The organism is Thermoactinomyces sp. CICC 10522 (assembly GCF_016055075.1).
Classification (GTDB): Bacteria; Bacillota; Bacilli; order Thermoactinomycetales; family Thermoactinomycetaceae; genus Thermoactinomyces_A; species Thermoactinomyces_A daqus.
In genome coordinates this window covers 497,330-515,602 of sequence record NZ_JAECVY010000001.1, presented here as the reverse complement: position 1 = coordinate 515,602, position 18,273 = coordinate 497,330, and the positions used below count along the sequence as shown (strand labels likewise).

15 protein-coding genes and 1 other annotated feature are annotated in these 18,273 nt (G+C 52.0%); of the genes, 1 reads left to right on the top strand and 14 read right to left on the bottom strand.

Annotation, left to right across the window (positions count from 1 at the left end; all coding sequences use genetic code 11):
- Position 1: 1 nt before the first annotated feature.
- From carB to I8U18_RS02630, 9 genes are all read right to left on the bottom strand, one after another.
- A complete protein-coding gene (gene carB / locus I8U18_RS02670; protein WP_198055662.1) occupies positions 2 to 3,229 on the bottom strand; it encodes a carbamoyl-phosphate synthase large subunit in 3,228 nt (1,075 codons plus the stop codon).
- Positions 3,222 to 4,313: a glutamine-hydrolyzing carbamoyl-phosphate synthase small subunit gene (gene carA / locus I8U18_RS02665; RefSeq protein WP_198064449.1), complete on the bottom strand. Its 1,092-nt coding sequence runs from the start codon at positions 4,311 to 4,313 to the stop codon at positions 3,222 to 3,224. The genes carB and carA overlap by 8 nt, the downstream gene beginning before the upstream one ends.
- Positions 4,310 to 5,650 (bottom strand): dihydroorotase, encoded by a 1,341-nt coding sequence (locus I8U18_RS02660; RefSeq protein ID WP_198064448.1) that lies wholly within the window; start codon positions 5,648 to 5,650, stop codon positions 4,310 to 4,312. Before I8U18_RS02660 ends, carA begins: the two co-directional genes overlap by 4 nt.
- Before the next feature lie 3 nt (positions 5,651 to 5,653).
- Positions 5,654 to 6,577: an aspartate carbamoyltransferase catalytic subunit gene (locus I8U18_RS02655; RefSeq protein WP_232330926.1), complete on the bottom strand. Its 924-nt coding sequence runs from the start codon at positions 6,575 to 6,577 to the stop codon at positions 5,654 to 5,656.
- 16 nt (positions 6,578 to 6,593) lie between these two features.
- Positions 6,594 to 7,955: a uracil permease gene (uraA, locus tag I8U18_RS02650; protein ID WP_198059142.1), complete on the bottom strand. Its 1,362-nt coding sequence runs from the start codon at positions 7,953 to 7,955 to the stop codon at positions 6,594 to 6,596.
- Between the two features lie 143 nt (positions 7,956 to 8,098).
- A complete protein-coding gene (pyrR, locus tag I8U18_RS02645) occupies positions 8,099 to 8,635 on the bottom strand; it encodes a bifunctional pyr operon transcriptional regulator/uracil phosphoribosyltransferase PyrR (protein WP_033100312.1) in 537 nt (178 codons plus the stop codon).
- A gap of 222 nt (positions 8,636 to 8,857) precedes the next feature.
- Positions 8,858 to 9,778 (bottom strand): RluA family pseudouridine synthase, encoded by a 921-nt coding sequence (locus tag I8U18_RS02640; RefSeq protein ID WP_198064481.1) that lies wholly within the window; start codon positions 9,776 to 9,778, stop codon positions 8,858 to 8,860.
- Positions 9,779 to 9,798: 20 nt separating this feature from the next.
- On the bottom strand, positions 9,799 to 10,284 hold the full coding sequence (gene lspA / locus I8U18_RS02635) for a signal peptidase II (RefSeq protein WP_033100258.1): 486 nt from the start codon (positions 10,282 to 10,284) through the stop codon (positions 9,799 to 9,801).
- A gap of 106 nt (positions 10,285 to 10,390) precedes the next feature.
- Positions 10,391 to 11,095, bottom strand: coding sequence for a TraR/DksA C4-type zinc finger protein (locus I8U18_RS02630; protein WP_033100310.1), 705 nt, complete (start codon positions 11,093 to 11,095; stop codon positions 10,391 to 10,393).
- A 228-nt stretch (positions 11,096 to 11,323) separates the two neighbouring features.
- Between I8U18_RS02630 and I8U18_RS02625 the strand changes: the two genes are divergently transcribed.
- Complete coding sequence (locus tag I8U18_RS02625; protein WP_198055659.1) at positions 11,324 to 12,664, top strand: amino acid permease; 1,341 nt, start codon at positions 11,324 to 11,326, stop codon at positions 12,662 to 12,664.
- Between the two features lie 83 nt (positions 12,665 to 12,747).
- Here the strand turns inward: I8U18_RS02625 and ileS are convergent, their stop codons facing one another.
- The 5 genes from ileS to I8U18_RS02600 form a co-directional block, all read right to left on the bottom strand.
- Entirely contained in the window at positions 12,748 to 15,522 is a 2,775-nt protein-coding gene (gene ileS / locus I8U18_RS02620) for an isoleucine--tRNA ligase (protein ID WP_198055658.1), read from the bottom strand.
- A 50-nt stretch (positions 15,523 to 15,572) separates the two neighbouring features.
- Positions 15,573 to 15,801, bottom strand: a binding site (T-box leader).
- Positions 15,802 to 15,845: 44 nt separating this feature from the next.
- Positions 15,846 to 16,697, bottom strand: coding sequence for a DivIVA domain-containing protein (locus I8U18_RS02615; RefSeq protein ID WP_052154063.1), 852 nt, complete (start codon positions 16,695 to 16,697; stop codon positions 15,846 to 15,848).
- 88 nt (positions 16,698 to 16,785) lie between these two features.
- Positions 16,786 to 17,571 carry a YlmH family RNA-binding protein gene (locus tag I8U18_RS02610; protein ID WP_198059145.1) on the bottom strand — a complete coding sequence of 262 codons (786 nt, stop codon included), beginning with the start codon at positions 17,569 to 17,571 and terminating at the stop codon, positions 16,786 to 16,788.
- On the bottom strand, positions 17,568 to 17,831 hold the full coding sequence (locus tag I8U18_RS02605) for a YggT family protein (protein ID WP_033100255.1): 264 nt from the start codon (positions 17,829 to 17,831) through the stop codon (positions 17,568 to 17,570). Before I8U18_RS02605 ends, I8U18_RS02610 begins: the two co-directional genes overlap by 4 nt.
- A gap of 10 nt (positions 17,832 to 17,841) precedes the next feature.
- Positions 17,842 to 18,261: a cell division protein SepF gene (locus I8U18_RS02600; protein ID WP_033100254.1), complete on the bottom strand. Its 420-nt coding sequence runs from the start codon at positions 18,259 to 18,261 to the stop codon at positions 17,842 to 17,844.
- Positions 18,262 to 18,273 lie beyond the last annotated feature (12 nt).

The window sequence follows — 18,273 nt, the reverse complement described above, 5'->3', positions numbered from 1 at the left end:
TTTAAACCATCAGTGCCTCTGCCGCTTTTTTTCCGGGTACTTGCGGCGCACCGATCGGTTCTGCATTGAGATGGATTGACTCCAGCGTCGTGAGGAGCGCATCCACTGTATCCAAAGAAGTGAGACAGGCGATGCCGTGTTCGACCGCCTCACGGCGAATGCGGAACCCGTCGCGCTCCGGTGTTCGCCCGCGCGTCCAGGTGTTTACCACCAGGTCCGCTTTTCCGTTGCGAATCAGATCGAGAATGTTCGGAGAGCCTTCTTTCAATTTGTGCACGCGTTCGACCGGCAATCCCGCTTTTTCCAGCATGTCTGCCGTACCGCTGGTGGAGACGATTTTATACCCCAATTGATGGAAGCGGAGCATGAGCGGAATCGCTTCCTCCTTCTCTTTGTCCCCGATCGTGGCTACGACTGTGCCAAAGCGCGGCAAGGCGATTCCCGCTGCCAGGAGCCCCTTGTAGACCGCCCGGGCATAATCGCGGTCGCGCCCCATCACTTCTCCTGTGGACTTCATTTCCGGGCCCAGCGTGATATCGACGCGGCGCAATTTGGCGAAGGAGAAAACCGGCACTTTGACAGCCACCTCCGGACTCTCCTGCCACAGGCCACTGCTGTATCCCTGTTCTTTAAGCGATTGACCCAACGCGATTTTGGTGGCCACTTGTGCCATCGGGATGCCGGTCACTTTGCTCAAAAAAGGTACCGTCCGGGAAGCGCGCGGATTTACTTCCAGCACATAGATCTCCCCTTTGTACAGGACGAATTGGATATTGATCAGCCCTTTGATGTTTAATGCTTTGGCAATCTGAGCCGTGATGGTGACCAGCTGTTCCCTCTGTTCTTGCGTAATCGATTGCGGAGGGTATACGGCGATGGAATCCCCGGAATGGACACCGGCTCGCTCGATGTGCTCCATGATGCCTGGAATCAGGACATCGCTGCCATCACTGATGGCGTCCACTTCCAGTTCCTTGCCGAGCAGATAGCGGTCGATCAGGACAGGATGCTCCGGATTTACCTTGACCGCCAGCTTCATGTAACTGCGCAGTTCCGATTCATTGTAGACAATTTCCATTGCCCGTCCGCCCAGTACGTACGAGGGACGCACCAGCACCGGATAGCCCAGGTGTGCGGCAGTCTCCACCGCAGCTTCGACCGAGGTGACGGCCGATCCCGGCGGTTGCGCGATATTGTTTTTGCTCAAAAGCTGTTCAAATTTCTTGCGGTCTTCGGCACGATCGATTTCTTCCAGGGAAGTGCCCAGGATGTTGATCCCCTCATCGCGCAGATCCCGCGCCAGATTGAGCGCTGTTTGTCCGCCGAACTGTACGACCACTCCATAGGGTTTCTCTTTTTCAATGATGTTGAGCACATCTTCTTTATAAAGCGGTTCAAAGTAAAGGCGGTCAGACGTATTGAAATCGGTGGACACTGTTTCCGGGTTATTATTGATAATAACCGCTTCATACCCGGCATTGCGGATCGCCCAGACGGCATGGACGGTGGCATAGTCAAATTCCACACCCTGTCCGATGCGGATCGGGCCGGAACCGAGGACGATGACGCTTTTCTTGCCGGCGGAAACCACTTCATCTTCCTGTTCATAACTGGAATAGTAGTAGGGCGTTTCCGCTTCAAACTCGGCCGCACAGGTATCCACCACTTTATAGACTGGCTGAATCCCCCATTGCTTGCGCAACTGACGCACTTCATTTTCCGGCATCCCGCGCAACTGACCGATCGTCCGGTCAGCGAAACCCGTTTTCTTGGCGGCAAGCAGCAGCTCCGGCGTCAGTTCCTCCGCTTGCTGCAAGGTTTCTTCCAACTCGATGATCCGCTTCACTTTATGGAGGAAAAAGCGGTCAATTTTGGAAAGCTCGTGAGCTTCCTCCAGGCTTCCTCCGCGCCGGAACCATTCGGCCACGAGGAAAAGCCGTTCATCATCCGCGGTCACCAAACGCTCTCTCAGCTTTTCGTCAGGAATTTTCCCGCTGTCCGGCACCTGTATATGATGCAGACCTATTTCCAGCGAACGCACGGCTTTCAGAAGTGATTCTTCCAGAGTGCGCCCGATGGCCATCACTTCTCCGGTCGCTTTCATCTGCGTTCCCAGCTTGCGGTTGGCGGAAACAAATTTATCAAAGGGCCAGCGCGGAATTTTGCTGACAACATAATCGAGCGTCGGCTCAAAGCAAGCATACGTTTGGCCCGTTACCGGATTTTTCAGTTCATCCAGCGTATAACCGACGGCGATTTTGGCCGCGATCCGGGCGATCGGATACCCCGTCGCTTTGGAAGCGAGTGCGCTGGAACGGCTCACCCGTGGATTCACTTCAATCACATAGTATTGGAAACTGTGCGGGTCGAGGGCAAACTGGATGTTGCAACCGCCCTGAATGTTGAGCGCCCGTATGATTTTGAGCGCTGAGGTGCGAAGCATATGATACTCGCGATCGGACAAGGTTTGGCTCGGGGCAAACACTATGCTGTCACCGGTGTGAACGCCCACGGGGTCGAAGTTTTCCATGTTGCACACGACGATACAGTTATCGGCGGCATCGCGCATCACTTCATATTCAATCTCTTTATATCCGGCGATGCTCTTCTCGATCAGGCATTGGGTGATCGGACTGTAGCGCAGCCCGTTTTCAACAATCTCTTGCAATTCATTTTTGTCCCTGGCGATTCCGCCCCCCGTACCGCCCAGCGTGTAAGCAGGGCGCACGATGACCGGATAACCGGCTTCATCGGCAAACGCTGACGCCTCCTCGACCGTGTGAACAATTGCGCTCTCCGGCACCGGTTCATCCAGTTCCTTCATCAGTTTACGGAACAAATCCCGGTCCTCCGCACAGGTGATGGCATGGAGATCCGTTCCCAGCAGTCGTACTCCTTCCCGTTCAAGAACCCCTTGTTTCGCCAGTTCCACCGCCAGGTTTAAGCCCGTTTGCCCGCCAAGGGTGGGAAGCAGTCCGTCCGGGCGTTCCTTGCGAATCACCTGCGTAATAAATTCGGCGGTCAGCGGTTCAATATAGACGCGGTCTGCCATGTTGGTGTCGGTCATGATCGTGGCCGGGTTGCTGTTGACCAGAACCACTTCAAGTCCTTCCTCTTTCAGAGCCTGGCAGGCTTGTGTGCCCGCATAATCAAATTCGGCCGCCTGCCCGATTACAATCGGCCCGGAACCGATCACCAAAATTTTCTTCAATGTCGAATCTTTAGGCATTCATCGTCTCTCCCTTCCGTGCAAAAGACTCCATCATCTCAAGGAAGCGATCGAACAGGTAACCCGAATCGAGCGGGCCCGGGGCCGATTCCGGATGATACTGAACGGTGATGACCGGCAGCGTTTTGTGCCGGAGCCCTTCCACCGTGCCATCGTTCAAGGCAATATGCGTAATCTCCAGCTCAGTATTTTTAACGGAGTCTGCTGTCACGGCAAACCCGTGGTTTTGCGCGGTGATCACCGTACGGCCGGTTGAGAGTTCTTTCACCGGGTGGTTTCCGCCGCGATGCCCGAACTTCATTTTCTCCGTATCCGCTCCGGCGGCGAGGGCGACCAGCTGATGCCCCAGACAAATTCCAAAAAGAGGAACTTTTCCCATCAGTTTTTGAATCGTGCGAATTCCCTCAGGCACATTCTTCGGATTTCCGGGGCCATTGGACAGCATCACCCCATCCGGACGGAAGCGCAGGATTTCCTCGGCTGTGATATTGTAAGGCACTGTGATCACTTCGCAATTTCGCTCCACCAATTCCCGCACAATATTGTGTTTGGCTCCAAAATCGATCAGCACCACCCGTTTGCCGACATTGGGAGCGATATGAATGCTTTTCGTACTGACGCGTGCCACCTGATCCCGCATCATCGGCGAAGACAGAGCCTCCTTCAGCTCTTCCGGCGATTCGTCCCCGGTGGTGATCACGCCTTTCATCGTTCCGCGGAGGCGAATTTTCCGGGTCAGCATCCGTGTGTCGATGCCGGCGATCCCGATCAATCCGTATTCTTTTAAAAATGTGCCCAGAGACAATTCGTTGCGCCAGTTGCTGGCATACTCAGCGTATTCGCGCACGAGCAAACCATGGGCGTACGGGCGCAGTGATTCATTATCGTCACGTGAAATCCCGTAATTCCCGATCAGGGGATAGGTCATCGTGATAATCTGCCCACAGTAAGAAGGATCAGTCAAAATCTCCTGATAACCGGTCATGCTGGTGTTAAACACAATTTCACCGACCCTCTTTCCCTCCGCACCAAATGAGGTTCCCGTGAAAAGCGTTCCATCTTCCAAGAGCAACCTTGCCTTCATCGCTGATCCTCCTTCTGTTCCGTCCATTTTCCCGGTCCGGTCAAGGATTCCGGTTTTGCATCTTCCCATGTGATCCGGCCGTCCATGATCGTCAAAACCGGCCATCCTTTCACATTCCACCCTCCAAATGGTGTGTTTTTCCCTTTGGAGAGAAAGGTTTCCGGCTCAATCGTCCGTTCCGTCTCCAGATCGATTACCGTCAGGTCGGCCGCTTTCCCTTCAGCGATCTCACCGTAAGGAAGACCGAACACTTTCGCTGGTTTGCGGGTCATTTTATCAATCAATTCCTCCAGGGTGAGAATGCCATCCTTCAGCACCAGGTGGGTGTAAAGCAGGGGAAAAGCTGTTTCCAGGCCGACGATGCCGAAAGGGGCTTTTTCCATGCCCAGCGCTTTTTCTTCGCTGGTGTGCGGGGCATGATCCGTGGCAATGATGTCGATGGTGCCGTCTTTCAATCCGGCAATCAGCGCTTCCCTGTCCCGTCGCGAGCGAAGCGGGGGATTCATTTTCCAGCGCCCGTCCGGTGCCAGAATATCCTCATCGCACAAGAGAAGATGGTGGGGAGTCACTTCCGCCGTCACACGCTGCCCCCGCGCTTTGGCTTCGCGCACCAGACGAACGGATTGTTCGGCACTGATGTGGCACACATGGTAATGAACGCCGATCTCCTCAGCCAGCAAAATGTCCCGCGCCACATGAACCGACTCCGCCTCGGAAGGAATCCCTTTTAATCCGAACCGTTTGGCTGCTTCACCGTCGTGCATCACCCCGCCTTTGGCCAGGCTGTCATCTTCGCAGTGGGCAACGACCGGCAGTCCCAGTTCATGGGCAAGCAGCATCGCCTCTTTCATCATCCCGGCCGACTGGATCCCGACACCGTCATCGGTTACCCCGATCACTCCCGCTTGCTTCAGGCTTTTCATATCGGTCAGCTGTTGCCCGCATTCTCTCACTGTAATCGCACCGTAAGGCAAAACGCGTACCAGACCGACTTCGCGGGCGCGGTTGATCACTTTCTGCACGATTTCGGACGAATCGGTCACCGGCCGGGTGTTCGGCATCGGAGCAATCGTCGTAAAGCCGCCTTTCGCCGCAGCCTTCGCTCCCGTTTCGATCGTCTCTTTTTGTTCAAATCCCGGTTCCCGCAAGTGGACATGCATATCGATGAGGCCCGGAACCACCCGTTTGCCGCCGACATCAATCACCCGCGCCCCCTCTTCTTCGGGTGCGTTGTCAACCATTTGCACAATCCAGTTTCCTTCGATCACGATATCCTGTTTGCTCCATCCCTCGGAAACGGACCGGAACACCAGGCCATTTTTCAATATCGTTTTCATTCCCTACCATTCCCCCAATGCTCGTTCCAAGATCGCCATCCGAATCCAAACGCCGTTTTTCATCTGTTCAAATATTTTCGAGCGGGGATGCTCCACCAGCTCATCGGCAATTTCCACACCCCGGTTAACCGGAGCCGGATGCATGATGATCGCTTCCGGTTTCATGATCTTGAGCCGCTCGGCGGAAAGCCCGTAACGGCGGTGATACTCTTCCCGCGAGGAAAAAAGCTTCCCTTGATGCCTCTCCAGCTGAACCCGGAGCAACATCACGACATCCGCCGTTCTCAATGCTTCTTCAAACGAAACATACGGGGCGATCCGCTCCACCTCGGGATCGCGCATTTCCTCCGGCCCGCTCACAATCATCTCCGCACCGAATTGCTTCAGGGTCCAGAGATTGGAACGCACCACACGGCTGTGGGCAATATCGCCGATCACTGCCACTCTTTTGCCGGTAAGATCCCCGAAATGCTTGACCAGAGTGTAAAGATCGAGCAAGGACTGGCTGGGATGTGCAAAACTGCCTGCCCCTGCATTGATAATCGCACAGCCGGGGTTCTGTTTGATCAGAAAGAGCAATTCCTGCTCGTCCGTCAGGCGAATCACGGCTACTTCCACTCCGATCGAAACCAGGGTTTTCACCGTGTCAAACAGGGACTCTCCTTTGGTGCTGCTTGAAACATCCGGGGTGAAGTTGACTACTTGCATCCCCAATCTCTTTTCCGCTACTTCAAAGGAAAAGCGGGTGCGGGTACTCGGTTCAAAGAACAGGTTGGCAGCAAATCTGCCCGTGAAAGGAGCCAATCCGCTGGCCTGATGTTCCTCCCAAAAATGGGCCCGCTCCAGAATCCGTCTGATCTCCTCTTTTGTCAGTTCGCTCGTATCCATCAAATGACGAAACGGTGAACGGGTCATCGGTGCTCTCATTGTTTATCCTCCATTGTCAGGCGGCTTCCGCCACAGTCTTCTCTTCCTTTGCCCGCTTGGGCAAAACCAGATTCAACAGGATGCCGATCACGGTGGACAAAGCCATTCCTTCCAATTCCAGATGGATGCCGCTGAAGCGGAGCAAGGCTCCACCCACGCCGATCACCATGATGACAGCAGCGATCACCAGATTGCGCCGGTCGCTGAAATCAATTTTGTGTTCGATCAGCATGCGCAAACCGGCCGAAGCGATAATCCCGAACAGAAGGATGGAGACACCGCCCATGACCGGAGTCGGAATCGTTTGGATCAGGGCCGCAAATTTGCCGATGAATCCGAAGCTGATCGCCAGCACCGCTGCCCCTCCGATCACCCACACGCTGAAAATGCGCGTGATGGCCATGACCCCGATATTTTCCCCGTACGTGGTCGCCGGCGGTCCGCCGATCAGGGATGCGATGCAGGTCGCCAGGCCATCTCCCAGAAGGGAACGATGCAACCCGGGGTTTTTTGTCAAATCCCTTCCCATCAACTCTCCCTGCACCAGCAGATGTCCGATGTGCTCTGCCAGGACAACCAGTGTGACCGGCAGCATAACCAGGGCCGCATGCCAGGAGAACGAGGGGGAGACGACATGGGGAAGCTGAAACCATTTGGCCTCATGAACCGGTGAAAAATCGACCATGCCCGCTGCCAGCGCCACCAGGTACCCCCCGCAAATTCCGATCAGAATGGGGATGATGCTGAAAAATCCGCGGAAAAACAGGCTGGCGATTATGGCGATGGCCAGTGTGGCCAAGGCGACAGAAAAGTTTTTCAGCGAGTACACATGCACCGTTACCGTACCTTTTGCCGAATCGATGCTTTTAATCGTTCCGTCCAAGTGTTGCCACCCGGCTGCTGTATGCGGCAGGGCTTCGACCACATCTTTTTTGCTGGCCATATCGACGGCTGTTCCGGCCAACGCCAGCCCGATCACGATTACGACTGACCCGATCACGACCGGCGGCAAAAGCGAATCCAGCCATTTCACCCCGAACCGGTAAACAATCAGCGCCACCACACCGTACATCAACCCGACAACAAAACACCCGAACAGGGCATTGCCCAGATATTTTCCTCCTTGTGACACAGAGATAATGGGAACAATAAAGGCGAAGGAGGATCCGAGATATGCCGGAATTCTGCCTTTGGTGACGATCAGATAAGCCAAGGTCCCGATTCCGCTGGACATCAGGGCCACGGACGGGCTTAATCCGGTCAGGATCGGAACCAGCACCGTGGAGCCGAACATGGCAAACAAGTGTTGGAAACTGAGGAACAGCCAGCGATGCCATTTCGGCCTTTCATGCACATCCATTTCAATCAAACGATTCATTCACATTCACCCCTTTTTTTGATATAAAAAAAGTCTCTTTACCCGTATGGCAAAGAGACGCAGGATAGATACACCGTTCATGCGCAGCACGATTCCGCGTTCCCTTTGCCGGCCTCACGGGACCGCCTTAAAAGGGAAAACTCTTATTTTGTTTGCAGGCTGACGCGATCTTCTCCTTCATCGACCTCAGTAAGAAAAACCGATACCATTTCGCTTTTGGAAGTGGGGACGTTTTTTCCCACATAATCCGGACGAATCGGCAGCTCGCGATGCCCTCTGTCGATCAGAACAGCCAACTGAATCATCTGCGGCCGTCCCAGGTCGACCAGAGCATCCATTGCCGCCCGTACCGTTCGGCCTGTATAGAGAACATCATCAACCAAAATCACTTTTTTTCCTTTAATATCCGGAACATCGGTTTTCTTCACTTCCGGATGTTCATACTTCTCCGTCAGGTCATCCCGGTAAAGGGTAATATCCAGATCCCCGATCGGAACTTTTTTTCCTTCGATGCTGTAAATGCGTTCCCTCAGCCGCTTGGCCAGAAAGACGCCTCTGGTTTTGATCCCGACCAGGAGGCAATCATCGACGCCTTTGTTTCGCTCCAAAATTTCGTGAGCGATCCGGGTCAACGCCCGGCGAATCGCTGCCTCATCCAAAATGATTTTCTCTTTGCTCATCGGATGCCCTGCTCCTCCCTTTTCCCATCTTTTTACGGCCATAAAAAAACTTCTTGTCCAAGGGCAGACAAGAAGCGTAACCAACCCGCGGGCATACTCCTCCCGCGGACATGCAAATCCTATATCACTTCCGTGCCCTTGCCAGCCTCTCTGGACTGGATTTAAAGGTCCAATATGCTCAAGGAGTATTATGCATCAGCAGATGGAAATTGTCAATGCTTATTACGATTTTGCGGCCAGGCGCTCGAGCAGTTTTTGCATATCCTCGGGCAACTCCGCTTCCAAACGAATGCGTTCGCCGGTGCGAGGGTGGGTAAAACCGATGATTCGCGCGTGCAAAGCCTGCCCGCTGATGGCATAGGAATTTTTCTTCAGGCCGTAGACCGGATCGCCGATCAGCGGATAGCCGATATACTTCATATGAACCCGAATCTGATGGGTTCTTCCCGTTTCCAGACGGCATTCGACCACACTGGCATCGCGAAATCGCCGGCGTACGGTAAAATGGGTAACCGCATGTTTGCTGTTTTGGTGGACAACCGCCATCCGTTGCCGGTTCGCCGGATCTCTGCCGATCGGGGCATCAATCGTTCCGTGATCATGCGGGATCACCCCGTGAACAATCGCCGTATAAGCCCGTTCCACCGAATGCTCCTTCAACTGGGCTACCAATGACTGATGCGCAAGATCGGTTTTGGCGACCATAATCAGACCGGAAGTATCTTTATCAATGCGGTGCACTATTCCCGGTCTCGCCACGCCTCCGATGCCGGACAACTCTCCCTTACAATGGTAAAGCAGGGCATTGACCAGTGTGCCTGCAGTATTTCCCGCACCGGGATGCACCACCATTCCCCGTGGCTTATTAACGACGATCACGTCCTGATCTTCGTAGCGAATATCGAGCGGGATCGCTTCCGGTGCGACTTCCAGTTCTGCCACCGGCGGGACATCCAATTCCACTCTGTCCCCCGCCTTAAGCCGGTAATTTCCCTTGCGGGTTCGATTATTGACCCGTACCCGTCCTTCCTCAATCCATCCCTGTACCCTGGTTCGTGTCCATTCTTCATTCAAAGATGAAATCCATTTATCCAGACGCTCACCTGCTTCTTCATCCGGAAGGTTCCATTCATAATGTTCCATTTGCCCGCTTTGTTCCGTCATCATGAGTCCCCCGCCTTGGTCAACTCATTGTTGTTCTGGGCCGCGGGACTAATCAAGGTGATAATCACTAGTACAATCACACCCACCACAATAGCCGAATCGGCACAGTTAAAAATGGGAAACTGATAAGACCCGAACTGGAAATGCAAAAAATCGACGACTTCCCCGTTTTCCACCCGATCGATCAGGTTGCCAAACGCTCCGCCCAAGATGAGGGAAAAGGCATAGGACATCATCGGACGGTCATGTTTCAGCTGCCAGAGATAGTAGAGAACAAACGCAATCACGACGACCGTAATCAGAATAAACAACCACTGCTTGTTCTGAAGAATCCCAAATGCCGCGCCGCGATTGCGATGGGAAGTAATATAGAAGAAATTGTTAATCACCGGGATCGATTCATATAAAGACATGTTGTGAACGACCAACCATTTCGTCCACTGATCCAATAACAAAATGGAAAATGCCGTTATCAAATATCTCAAATGCCTTCCTCCTGTCTCCCACAGTAGAGCATCTCCACATTATTTCTCTCCGATTGTAGCACAGTCAAGCCTGGTCAAACAAGGCAACGCGAAGCCTCGCATCCGGTCATCCGGTAAAGTCTGCATCTCTTTCCTCCAAGGATTCTTCCTTGTCCTTCTGCTCATAAGACTGATTGTGGGTAATCTCGGTGATGCCGCTGTCATTGCCGGACTGATCCGTAATTGAAAAGCCTTCCAACAGATCGATATATCCCCTCTGTTCATCGTGATCCACTGTCAATTCGTTGTAATTTCGGCCGCTGGCAAAAAAATCCGGGGGATTGGACGTTCCGTATTGCTCCACTTCCTGCCAAGCATCTTCCCCATCATAAAAGTTGGATTCGCTGTGATCGTTGTTCATCTGAATCCGGTTAAGAACTTTCTCTTCAACCGGCCTGCGCATCGAGGAATGTTGCTGCGGATTGTGCTCCACACAATATTCCGTGACCGGAACCGCCTCCAGGCGCTCAAACGGAATCTCCCTGCCGCATTTCTTGCAAATGCCGTATTGGCCCGTTTCCATCCGTTCCAGCGCAGCCTCAATATCCTGCAAATGGCGTTCATCCGCTTCATTCAGCGCAAGGTCCTTTCCGCGCTCAAACATTTCTGTCCCCAGGTCGGCCGGATGGTTATCATAGCCCGACAATTCCCCGACGGAATTGTTCATCGACACTTCCATGCCATAATTGTCATTCCGGCTCAACCGCCGGACAATTTCTTCCTTCTCTTTGATCAACTGGCTTTTAAGCTGTTGCAGCTGGCTTTCATTCATGCCCGTTTCCTCCAAACTTCCTCTGGATTTCAACAAAACCTCTTTATTTTCCTAGGCTGTCCTCTTTCCCGCATTTCATGTGCAAAAGCAGGTAAAAGTAAATGGGAACAGGCATTAAAATCGTTAATTATATTATTGCGAATTCATTTGCTTTTTTTGTTCATCTTCCAAAAATACTTCAGCGCTGTTATGCTTTTGGGTAATAAAGAAAAAAGTGGGGGGGAAAAAATGAGCGACCATTTACAAAAACAGCTGCTCCCGCGCCACGTACAAATGATGGCCTTGGGAGGCGCGATCGGAGCAGGAATCTTTCAGGGAAGTGCAGAAACCATTTCTGCCGCCGGGCCCGGGGTGATCTTTTCTTATGCGCTCGCCGGTATCCTGCTCTATATCGTCATGAGCGCCATGGCCGAAATGGCATTGGGATTTGCCGGAACAGATTTGCGCGGTCTTGTTCATAAAGCGTTTGGCACTCGTGTTTCCTTTATTTTGGGCTGGCTTTATTTTATTCAATGGGTGTTGGTGATGGCCGTCGAGATCGTTACGGCCGGAACCTTTTTGCAATATTGGTTTTCCGTCCCGGTCTGGCTGCTCAGTCTGATCGTGACGCTGGTGATCATCGCGATCAACCTTTTCAGCGTCCGCTTGTTTGGCGAAATCGAATACTGGCTGACCAGCGTGAAAATCGTTACCTTAATCGTATTTGTCATCCTCGGGGCGCTTTTGCTGTTTGGCATCATCCCGTCGGCCCAGGCGCCCGGACTGACCAACTACCGTGTGCATGGCGGCTTTTTCCCATTGGGTTGGCAAGGAGTGCTTTCCTCATTGCTGATCGTCATTTTCTCCTATGGCGGAACGGAAATGATCGGCTTGACCATCACCGAAATGAAGGACGCAAAAAAAACGCTCCCCCGCGTGATTAAAGGAGTGATTTTGCGCATCTGTCTCTTTTACGTGCTTCCCCTTCTGATCATTACGGGCCTCATCCCCTGGGATCAGGTAAAGAGCAGCGGAAGCCCGTTTGTCGAAGTATTGTCCGCCGTCGGCTTAAAAGGAGTAGCCAACATCATGAACTTCATTTTGCTGACCGCGGTCATATCCGCTGCCAATTCCGGGATGTATGCGACGACCCGCATGTTGTATTCACTGGCCGGCGAAAAAGAAGCACCCGCCTTTTTTACCCGTTTGGGAAAAAGAGGTGTTCCCATCTACGCCCTGGCGGCAAGCTCGGTCTGTCTCTTTTTGGGATCGCTGGTGGCCTTCATCGCTCCCGAAAGCGTCTTCCAGTATCTGATGGGGATTCCCGGATACACTGTGATACTCACTTGGATTCTCATCTGTCTTTCCCATTTGAAACTGCGGGGAAAATATGAACGAACGCCGGATTTTCGGCTCTCTTTCTTCCCTTTTACCACCGGCATCACCGTAATCGTCCTGGCAGCCATTATGATTTTTGTCCTGCTGTCTCCCAAAAATCTGATCAACACCATTGTTTACCTGGCCATTATTCTCGTTCTTACCATCGCCTCGCAATGGCTGAAACCAAATCAACGCATTTTGACCGAATAGAAACATCGCCGCGGAAATACGGTTGGGCGGCGATCCCATAAAAAAAGCCTGGCGTTTTTGATTCGCCAGGCCTTTTGTTTTGTTTAATTGATCTCGACATCAAAATGGGCTTCTCGCAGAATTGAGGCGCAGCGGTTACACAAGGTCGGATGGTCTTCGTTCTTGCCGACGCTCGGGGAAACCACCCAACAGCGTTCGCATTTTTCCCCTTCCGCCACACGGACAATCACGTGCACTTTCTGCTCTTCCGTCACCTCATGCGACGGAGGATTCAATTTTACGTCGGAAACGATGAACACCTGTTCCAGCTCATCGACACTGGAAAGAAGTTGATACGTTTTTTCCGACGGAGTCAGTTCCACCGACGCCCCGAGGGAGTTGCCGATCAATTTGGCTGCACGCGCTTCTTCGAGCGATTTGAGGACGACATCGCGAACATGCAGCAATTGATCCCACTTTTGTTCCAGTTCATCATCGAAAACAGAAACTTCCACTTCAGGGAAATCCGTTAACTGAACGCTGATTTCCTCAACGCCCGGAGTATGTCGCCAAACTTCCTCGGAAGTGTGGGGAATGATCGGATTCAGCATTTTGTTCAAGGTAACCAGCATTTCATACAGGACGGTTTGCGCCGACCGACGAACAGGAGAATCAGGCAGCAGAACATATAGCCGGTCTTTTAGGACATCCAGATAGAATTGGCTTAAAAAGACGTTGCAGAAATGATGGATGTCATAATAAACCTGGTGAAAATCGTAATCGTCGTACGCTTGATTGATACGGCCGACCAAACGGTTCAATTTGATCAGGGCAAACCGATCCAATTCAGTTAACTCCGCCAGCGGCACACGATCTTTTGCCGGATCAAACCCATTCAGGTTTCCGAGCAGGAAGCGGAAGGTATTCCGCAGTTTGCGATAAACCTCGGCGATTTGCTTTAAAATCCCATCAGACAAACGCTGATCCGCCTGATAATCGGAGGAAGCAACCCAAAGGCGCAGGATATCCGCCCCGTATTGATTAATCACCTTGGCCGGTTCGATCACATTACCAAGGGATTTGGACATTTTGCGCCCTTCGCCGTCCATCGTAAACCCGTGGCTCAAAACGCCTTTATACGGAGCCTGCCCTTTCGTGGCAACCGAGGTGGAGAGGGATGAGTTAAACCAGCCGCGGTATTGGTCAGACCCTTCAAGATACAGATCAGCCGGCCAGGCCAGTTCCTCCCTTTGCTCCAGTACGGCGATATGGCTGCTGCCGGAGTCAAACCAAACATCCATCGTATCTGTCTCTTTGCGGAAACGGTTGCTCCCGCATTCGGAACAGCTTTGGTTTGCCGGCATCAACTCGTGCACTTCTTTGGCATACCATGCGGACGAGCCTTCCTTGGCAAAAAGGTCGGCAATAAAATCGATCGTCTCGCCGTTGATGTGCGGATGCCCGCATTCTTCGCAATAAAAGATCGGCAGCGGCACTCCCCAGATGCGCTGACGCGAAATACACCAGTCTCCCCGGTCGGCAATCATGTTGTGAATCCGTATTTCACCCCATGACGGCGTCCATTTTACGTTTTTGATTTCTTCCAGCATCTCATCGCGGAAGCCGTCAATCGAAGCGAACCATTGCTCTGTGGCCCGGAAAATGACCGGTTTTTTCGTGCGCCAGTCATGCGGATATTGGTGCGTGATAAAGGTGAGCTTGAGCAGACACCCGACTTCTTCCAGTTTTTTCGTCACTTCCTTGTTGGCATCTTCGTAAAACAGCCCTTCAAACCCGGGAGCTCCGGCAGTCATTTTACCCTTGCCGTCGACCGGGCAGAGGACACCCAACTGATACTTTTGCCCGAGATAGAAGTCCTCTTCCCCATGGCCTGGTGCCGTATGCACACATCCTGTCCCGGCATCGAGGGTGACATGGTCACCGAAGATGATCGGGCTTTTCCGGTCATAGAACGGATGGCGGCAAATCACTCCGTTCAGGTCCTTTCCTTTGTAGGTGGCAATCGTTTCATAACTGTCGATCTCCGCCGTCTTCATAACCGAATCGACCAGCTCTTTGGCCATGAGCAGCTTGCGCTCACCAGCCTGGACAAGGCTGTAATCGAAATCTTCATTGAGCGCGATTGCCAGATTGGCCGGAATCGTCCAAGGTGTTGTGGTCCAGATCACCACATAGGTATCTTGTTCCGGTAAAACTCCATTGCCGTTTTCCACCGGGAAAGTGACATAAATCGATGCAGAGCGCTTGTCGTAATATTCGATTTCCGCCTCTGCCAGAGCAGTTTCCGACGAAGGGGACCAATAAACGGATTTCATCCCGCGGTAAATATGCCCCTTCTCCACCATTTTTCCAAATACGCGAATCTGCGCTGCTTCATACTCGGGAAGCAGGGTGATATATGGATGATCCCAATCCCCGCGCACACCGAGCCGCTTGAATTGCGCTTTTTGCTTTTCTATAAACGAAAGCGCATAATCTTTACACATCTCGCGGAATTGCACCGGGTCTACATTTTTCCGGTCCACTTTCTTTTTCGACACAATGGCGTGCTCAATCGGCAGACCGTGGGTATCCCATCCTGGAACATAAGGGGCGAAATAACCCTTCAGCGATTTGTAGCGAACGATGAAATCTTTCAATGTTTTATTCAGCGCGTGTCCGATGTGAATGTCGCCATTGGCGTAAGGAGGGCCATCATGCAGGATAAATTTTGGATTTCCCTTTCTCTTGGCCAGAACCTGGCCGTAGATGTCGATTTCTTCCCACCATTTTTGCACTTCCGGCTCTCTTTTCGGCAAATTTCCCCGCATGGGAAAATCTGTTTTGGGAAGGTTTAATGTTTTGCTGTAATCAGCCATCTTCAACTTCACTCCTTTATTGGGAAAAATAAAAAAACCTTCTGCATCCACTTAGGGACGAGAAGGTTTCCCGCGGTACCACCCTACTGGTTTATGCCGCCGCAAAAAGGACAGCAAAACCTCTTAACCATCCGTAACGTAGATGACGCGGTCGACCTTACTCCAATTTCAGGTGACAGTTCCAGGGTGATTTTCGATAGAACTCGGATTAGGCTTACACCATCCCTAATTCGCTGTACTCGAGTTTCCCTATCTACTCTTCCCTTTCCTTACCATTACCAGACTCAATTTTGAAACTATGTTTCAGAACGATCGGGGGCCCGTCAGAACATCGCTTTTTTCTTAAATTTACGGGAAGTTCTGCGCAATTCGCGACGCGGTTCCTCTTCATCCTCATAATAGGAAGAAGTCGCAGCAACCTCGTCCATCATGGCCGTGTCATCCATCGCGTTATTGAGCGCATCGCTGAAATCTTGATATTCCTGAGTCGACTGATCCATCAGCAAGTCGTTGGGCTGGGTATGTTCAGCATATTGCTCCAATTGCTTTCCTTGCTCTTCCAAGCCGTTCTCCAATTCTTCCAAGGACTCCCAATCGGAGTTTTCCAGTATGTCCAGATGAGATTGCACCAAGGTGCGGAAACGTGCCCGATAAACGGTCGCTTTTTGCTTGAGATCAAGCAGCTCGCTGTGGATCGCACGCGCTTTCTGCAATGCTTCGTTGATGATGCGATCGGCATTCTTCTCGGCTTCCTGCACGATGAGCTCGGCTTCTTTTTTCGCGTTCAAGCGCACTTCTTCGGCCACTTCCTGCGCAACGCGAATCGACTTGTGAATGCTCTGCTCCATCGATGTGAGAGCAGCCGTGGACGGTTGCAACTGCGGCATCGGTTCCGGATATCGTTGCACCGGTTGCGGTTGCGGTGGGGCCGGAGGTGGTGTCTGCTGTTGTTGCGCTTGCTGCGGTCCGGTTTGGAACATCGATTCGCCTTCCATCAACCGTTCGATCTCCGCCTGCAACTCCTCTACCTGTTGCTCCAGTTCCAATTTTTCGCGGGTCAAGAGTTCAAAGTCTTTAATAATTTGATCAAGAAAATCATTTACTTCATCTACATCATAACCGCGGAAAGATCTTTTAAACTCTTTATTGTGTATATCGTAAGGTGTAAGCGGCATCGTCCGCACCTCCTAGATAAATTGCATTCTTTCCTATTCGACAATATTACCAGATATCCTGCCAGATTGCCATAAGCTTGGATATCGTTCAAATAAAAGATACGATTTTAATCCAAAATCTTCCTTTTTTGCTTGTTCCGTCAATACTTTCTACACGTATGCGTCCAATTCCTCTTACTGACAGGAGATCGCCTGCTTCCACAGGATAATCAGGTTGATCCACCAACTTCCAATTTACCTTACATTTTCCATTCTTCACCAATAGCGATGCCTTCGTTCTGGAGATCCGGCAACTTTCCGCAACGACCGCGTCGACTCGCAAAGAAGCGACCGAAATGGAACGAACCGCGTACGCTTGTTCGGGCGGAGTCAATTCTTCGCGAGAAATCTTTATTATGTTAACACGTTCCCGCCCTACCTGTCCAACATGCATCCGGACATACTCCGCCATCTCTTCCGCCACCACAATATCCGCTCCATCCGCGTGCGGATAAATATCTCCCGTTTTTTCCCGTTTGATTCCCAGACCGAGAAGGGCTCCCAAAACATCCGGGTGCTCCAGGCGTTTGCCGCTGGCAGATTCCAGCCGAAAAAACGCCAGGCCACTCATATGCTCATCCGGGGCATAATAATCCGGAGCGATCACCGCGCGACGTCGCTCGCTGTCTGCTGCCCCTCCATCCGCAAAGAAAACCAGATCGGGGTGGCGCCGCACGATCGTCTCAAGAATCGTCTGCTCACGCGGATCCAAAAACGGCGTCAACACCATCTGGTTTCTGTTTGAAGCCCGCTCGGCCCAATCGAGGCAGCGCAGGACAAACGGGCGCTCATCCGGGCGGAAATGCATCAGGATGTTCTCATGTGCCTGTTTCAAATGAGACCCACCCATCCCAAAATCGCATAAATCCCCATTTGGACAAAATGCAAAGCAAATAAGGCCACGATCGGTGAAATATCGATCATGCCGATCGGCGGAATAAACCGGCGAAATACCGACAGATAGGGCTCCACAATCCGCTGGAGCAAGATCCCTACCGGTGACCCTTGCAGGTTTGGCACCCAAGACAGGAACACGTAGATAATAATCAGGATGTAATAGATCTCAAATGCCCAATTTAAAATTGAAAGTATCATGTGTACACGGTCACCTCAAATCTTTTGCCTCGTCTTCTCTTAAGAAATCCGTGATCGTTCCTTGAATGTCAACATTGGCCGGGGTGCATATAAAAATATTATTGCCCAATTTTTGGATATTCCCCCCCAGCGCATAAACAGTTCCGCTCAGAAAATCGATAATGCGGATCCCTTGATCCCGCCGTACCAGCTGGAGATTGACAACGACCGGGCGATGGCTTTTCAGGTGATCGGCGATTTCCGGAGACTCTTCGTATGTCTTCGGTTCAAACAGAACCAGGCGAATATTCTTTTGTGTATGCAAGGAAACGATGTTGCTCCGTCCCTTTTGCACGGAAGGAGCTGATTCGTCTTGCTCCTTCGTCTCCTCTTCATACAGATCCTCGTCGGTCACACCAAAAAAACCCATAATCCGATCCATGAAAGTCATGGGAGATCGCCT

Excerpts from the sequence above, each read along its gene's own strand:
- uraA (WP_198059142.1), bottom strand. The coding sequence starts at position 7,955 with ATGAATCGTTTGATTGAAATGGATGTGCATGAAAGGCCGAAATGGCAT.
- carB (WP_198055662.1), bottom strand. The coding sequence starts at position 3,229 with ATGCCTAAAGATTCGACATTGAAGAAAATTTTGGTGATCGGTTCCGGG.
- I8U18_RS02625 (WP_198055659.1), top strand. The coding sequence starts at position 11,324 with ATGAGCGACCATTTACAAAAACAGCTGCTCCCGCGCCACGTACAAATG.
- I8U18_RS02615 (WP_052154063.1), bottom strand. The coding sequence starts at position 16,697 with ATGCCGCTTACACCTTACGATATACACAATAAAGAGTTTAAAAGATCT.
- carA (WP_198064449.1), bottom strand. The coding sequence starts at position 4,313 with ATGAAGGCAAGGTTGCTCTTGGAAGATGGAACGCTTTTCACGGGAACC.
- I8U18_RS02655 (WP_232330926.1), bottom strand. The coding sequence starts at position 6,577 with ATGAGAGCACCGATGACCCGTTCACCGTTTCGTCATTTGATGGATACG.
- I8U18_RS02630 (WP_033100310.1), bottom strand. The coding sequence starts at position 11,095 with ATGAATGAAAGCCAGCTGCAACAGCTTAAAAGCCAGTTGATCAAAGAG.
- I8U18_RS02605 (WP_033100255.1), bottom strand. The coding sequence starts at position 17,831 with ATGATACTTTCAATTTTAAATTGGGCATTTGAGATCTATTACATCCTG.
- pyrR (WP_033100312.1), bottom strand. The coding sequence starts at position 8,635 with ATGAGCAAAGAGAAAATCATTTTGGATGAGGCAGCGATTCGCCGGGCG.
- ileS (WP_198055658.1), bottom strand. The coding sequence starts at position 15,522 with ATGGCTGATTACAGCAAAACATTAAACCTTCCCAAAACAGATTTTCCC.
- I8U18_RS02600 (WP_033100254.1), bottom strand. The coding sequence starts at position 18,261 with ATGACTTTCATGGATCGGATTATGGGTTTTTTTGGTGTGACCGACGAG.
- I8U18_RS02640 (WP_198064481.1), bottom strand. The coding sequence starts at position 9,778 with ATGGAACATTATGAATGGAACCTTCCGGATGAAGAAGCAGGTGAGCGT.
- I8U18_RS02660 (WP_198064448.1), bottom strand. The coding sequence starts at position 5,650 with ATGAAAACGATATTGAAAAATGGCCTGGTGTTCCGGTCCGTTTCCGAG.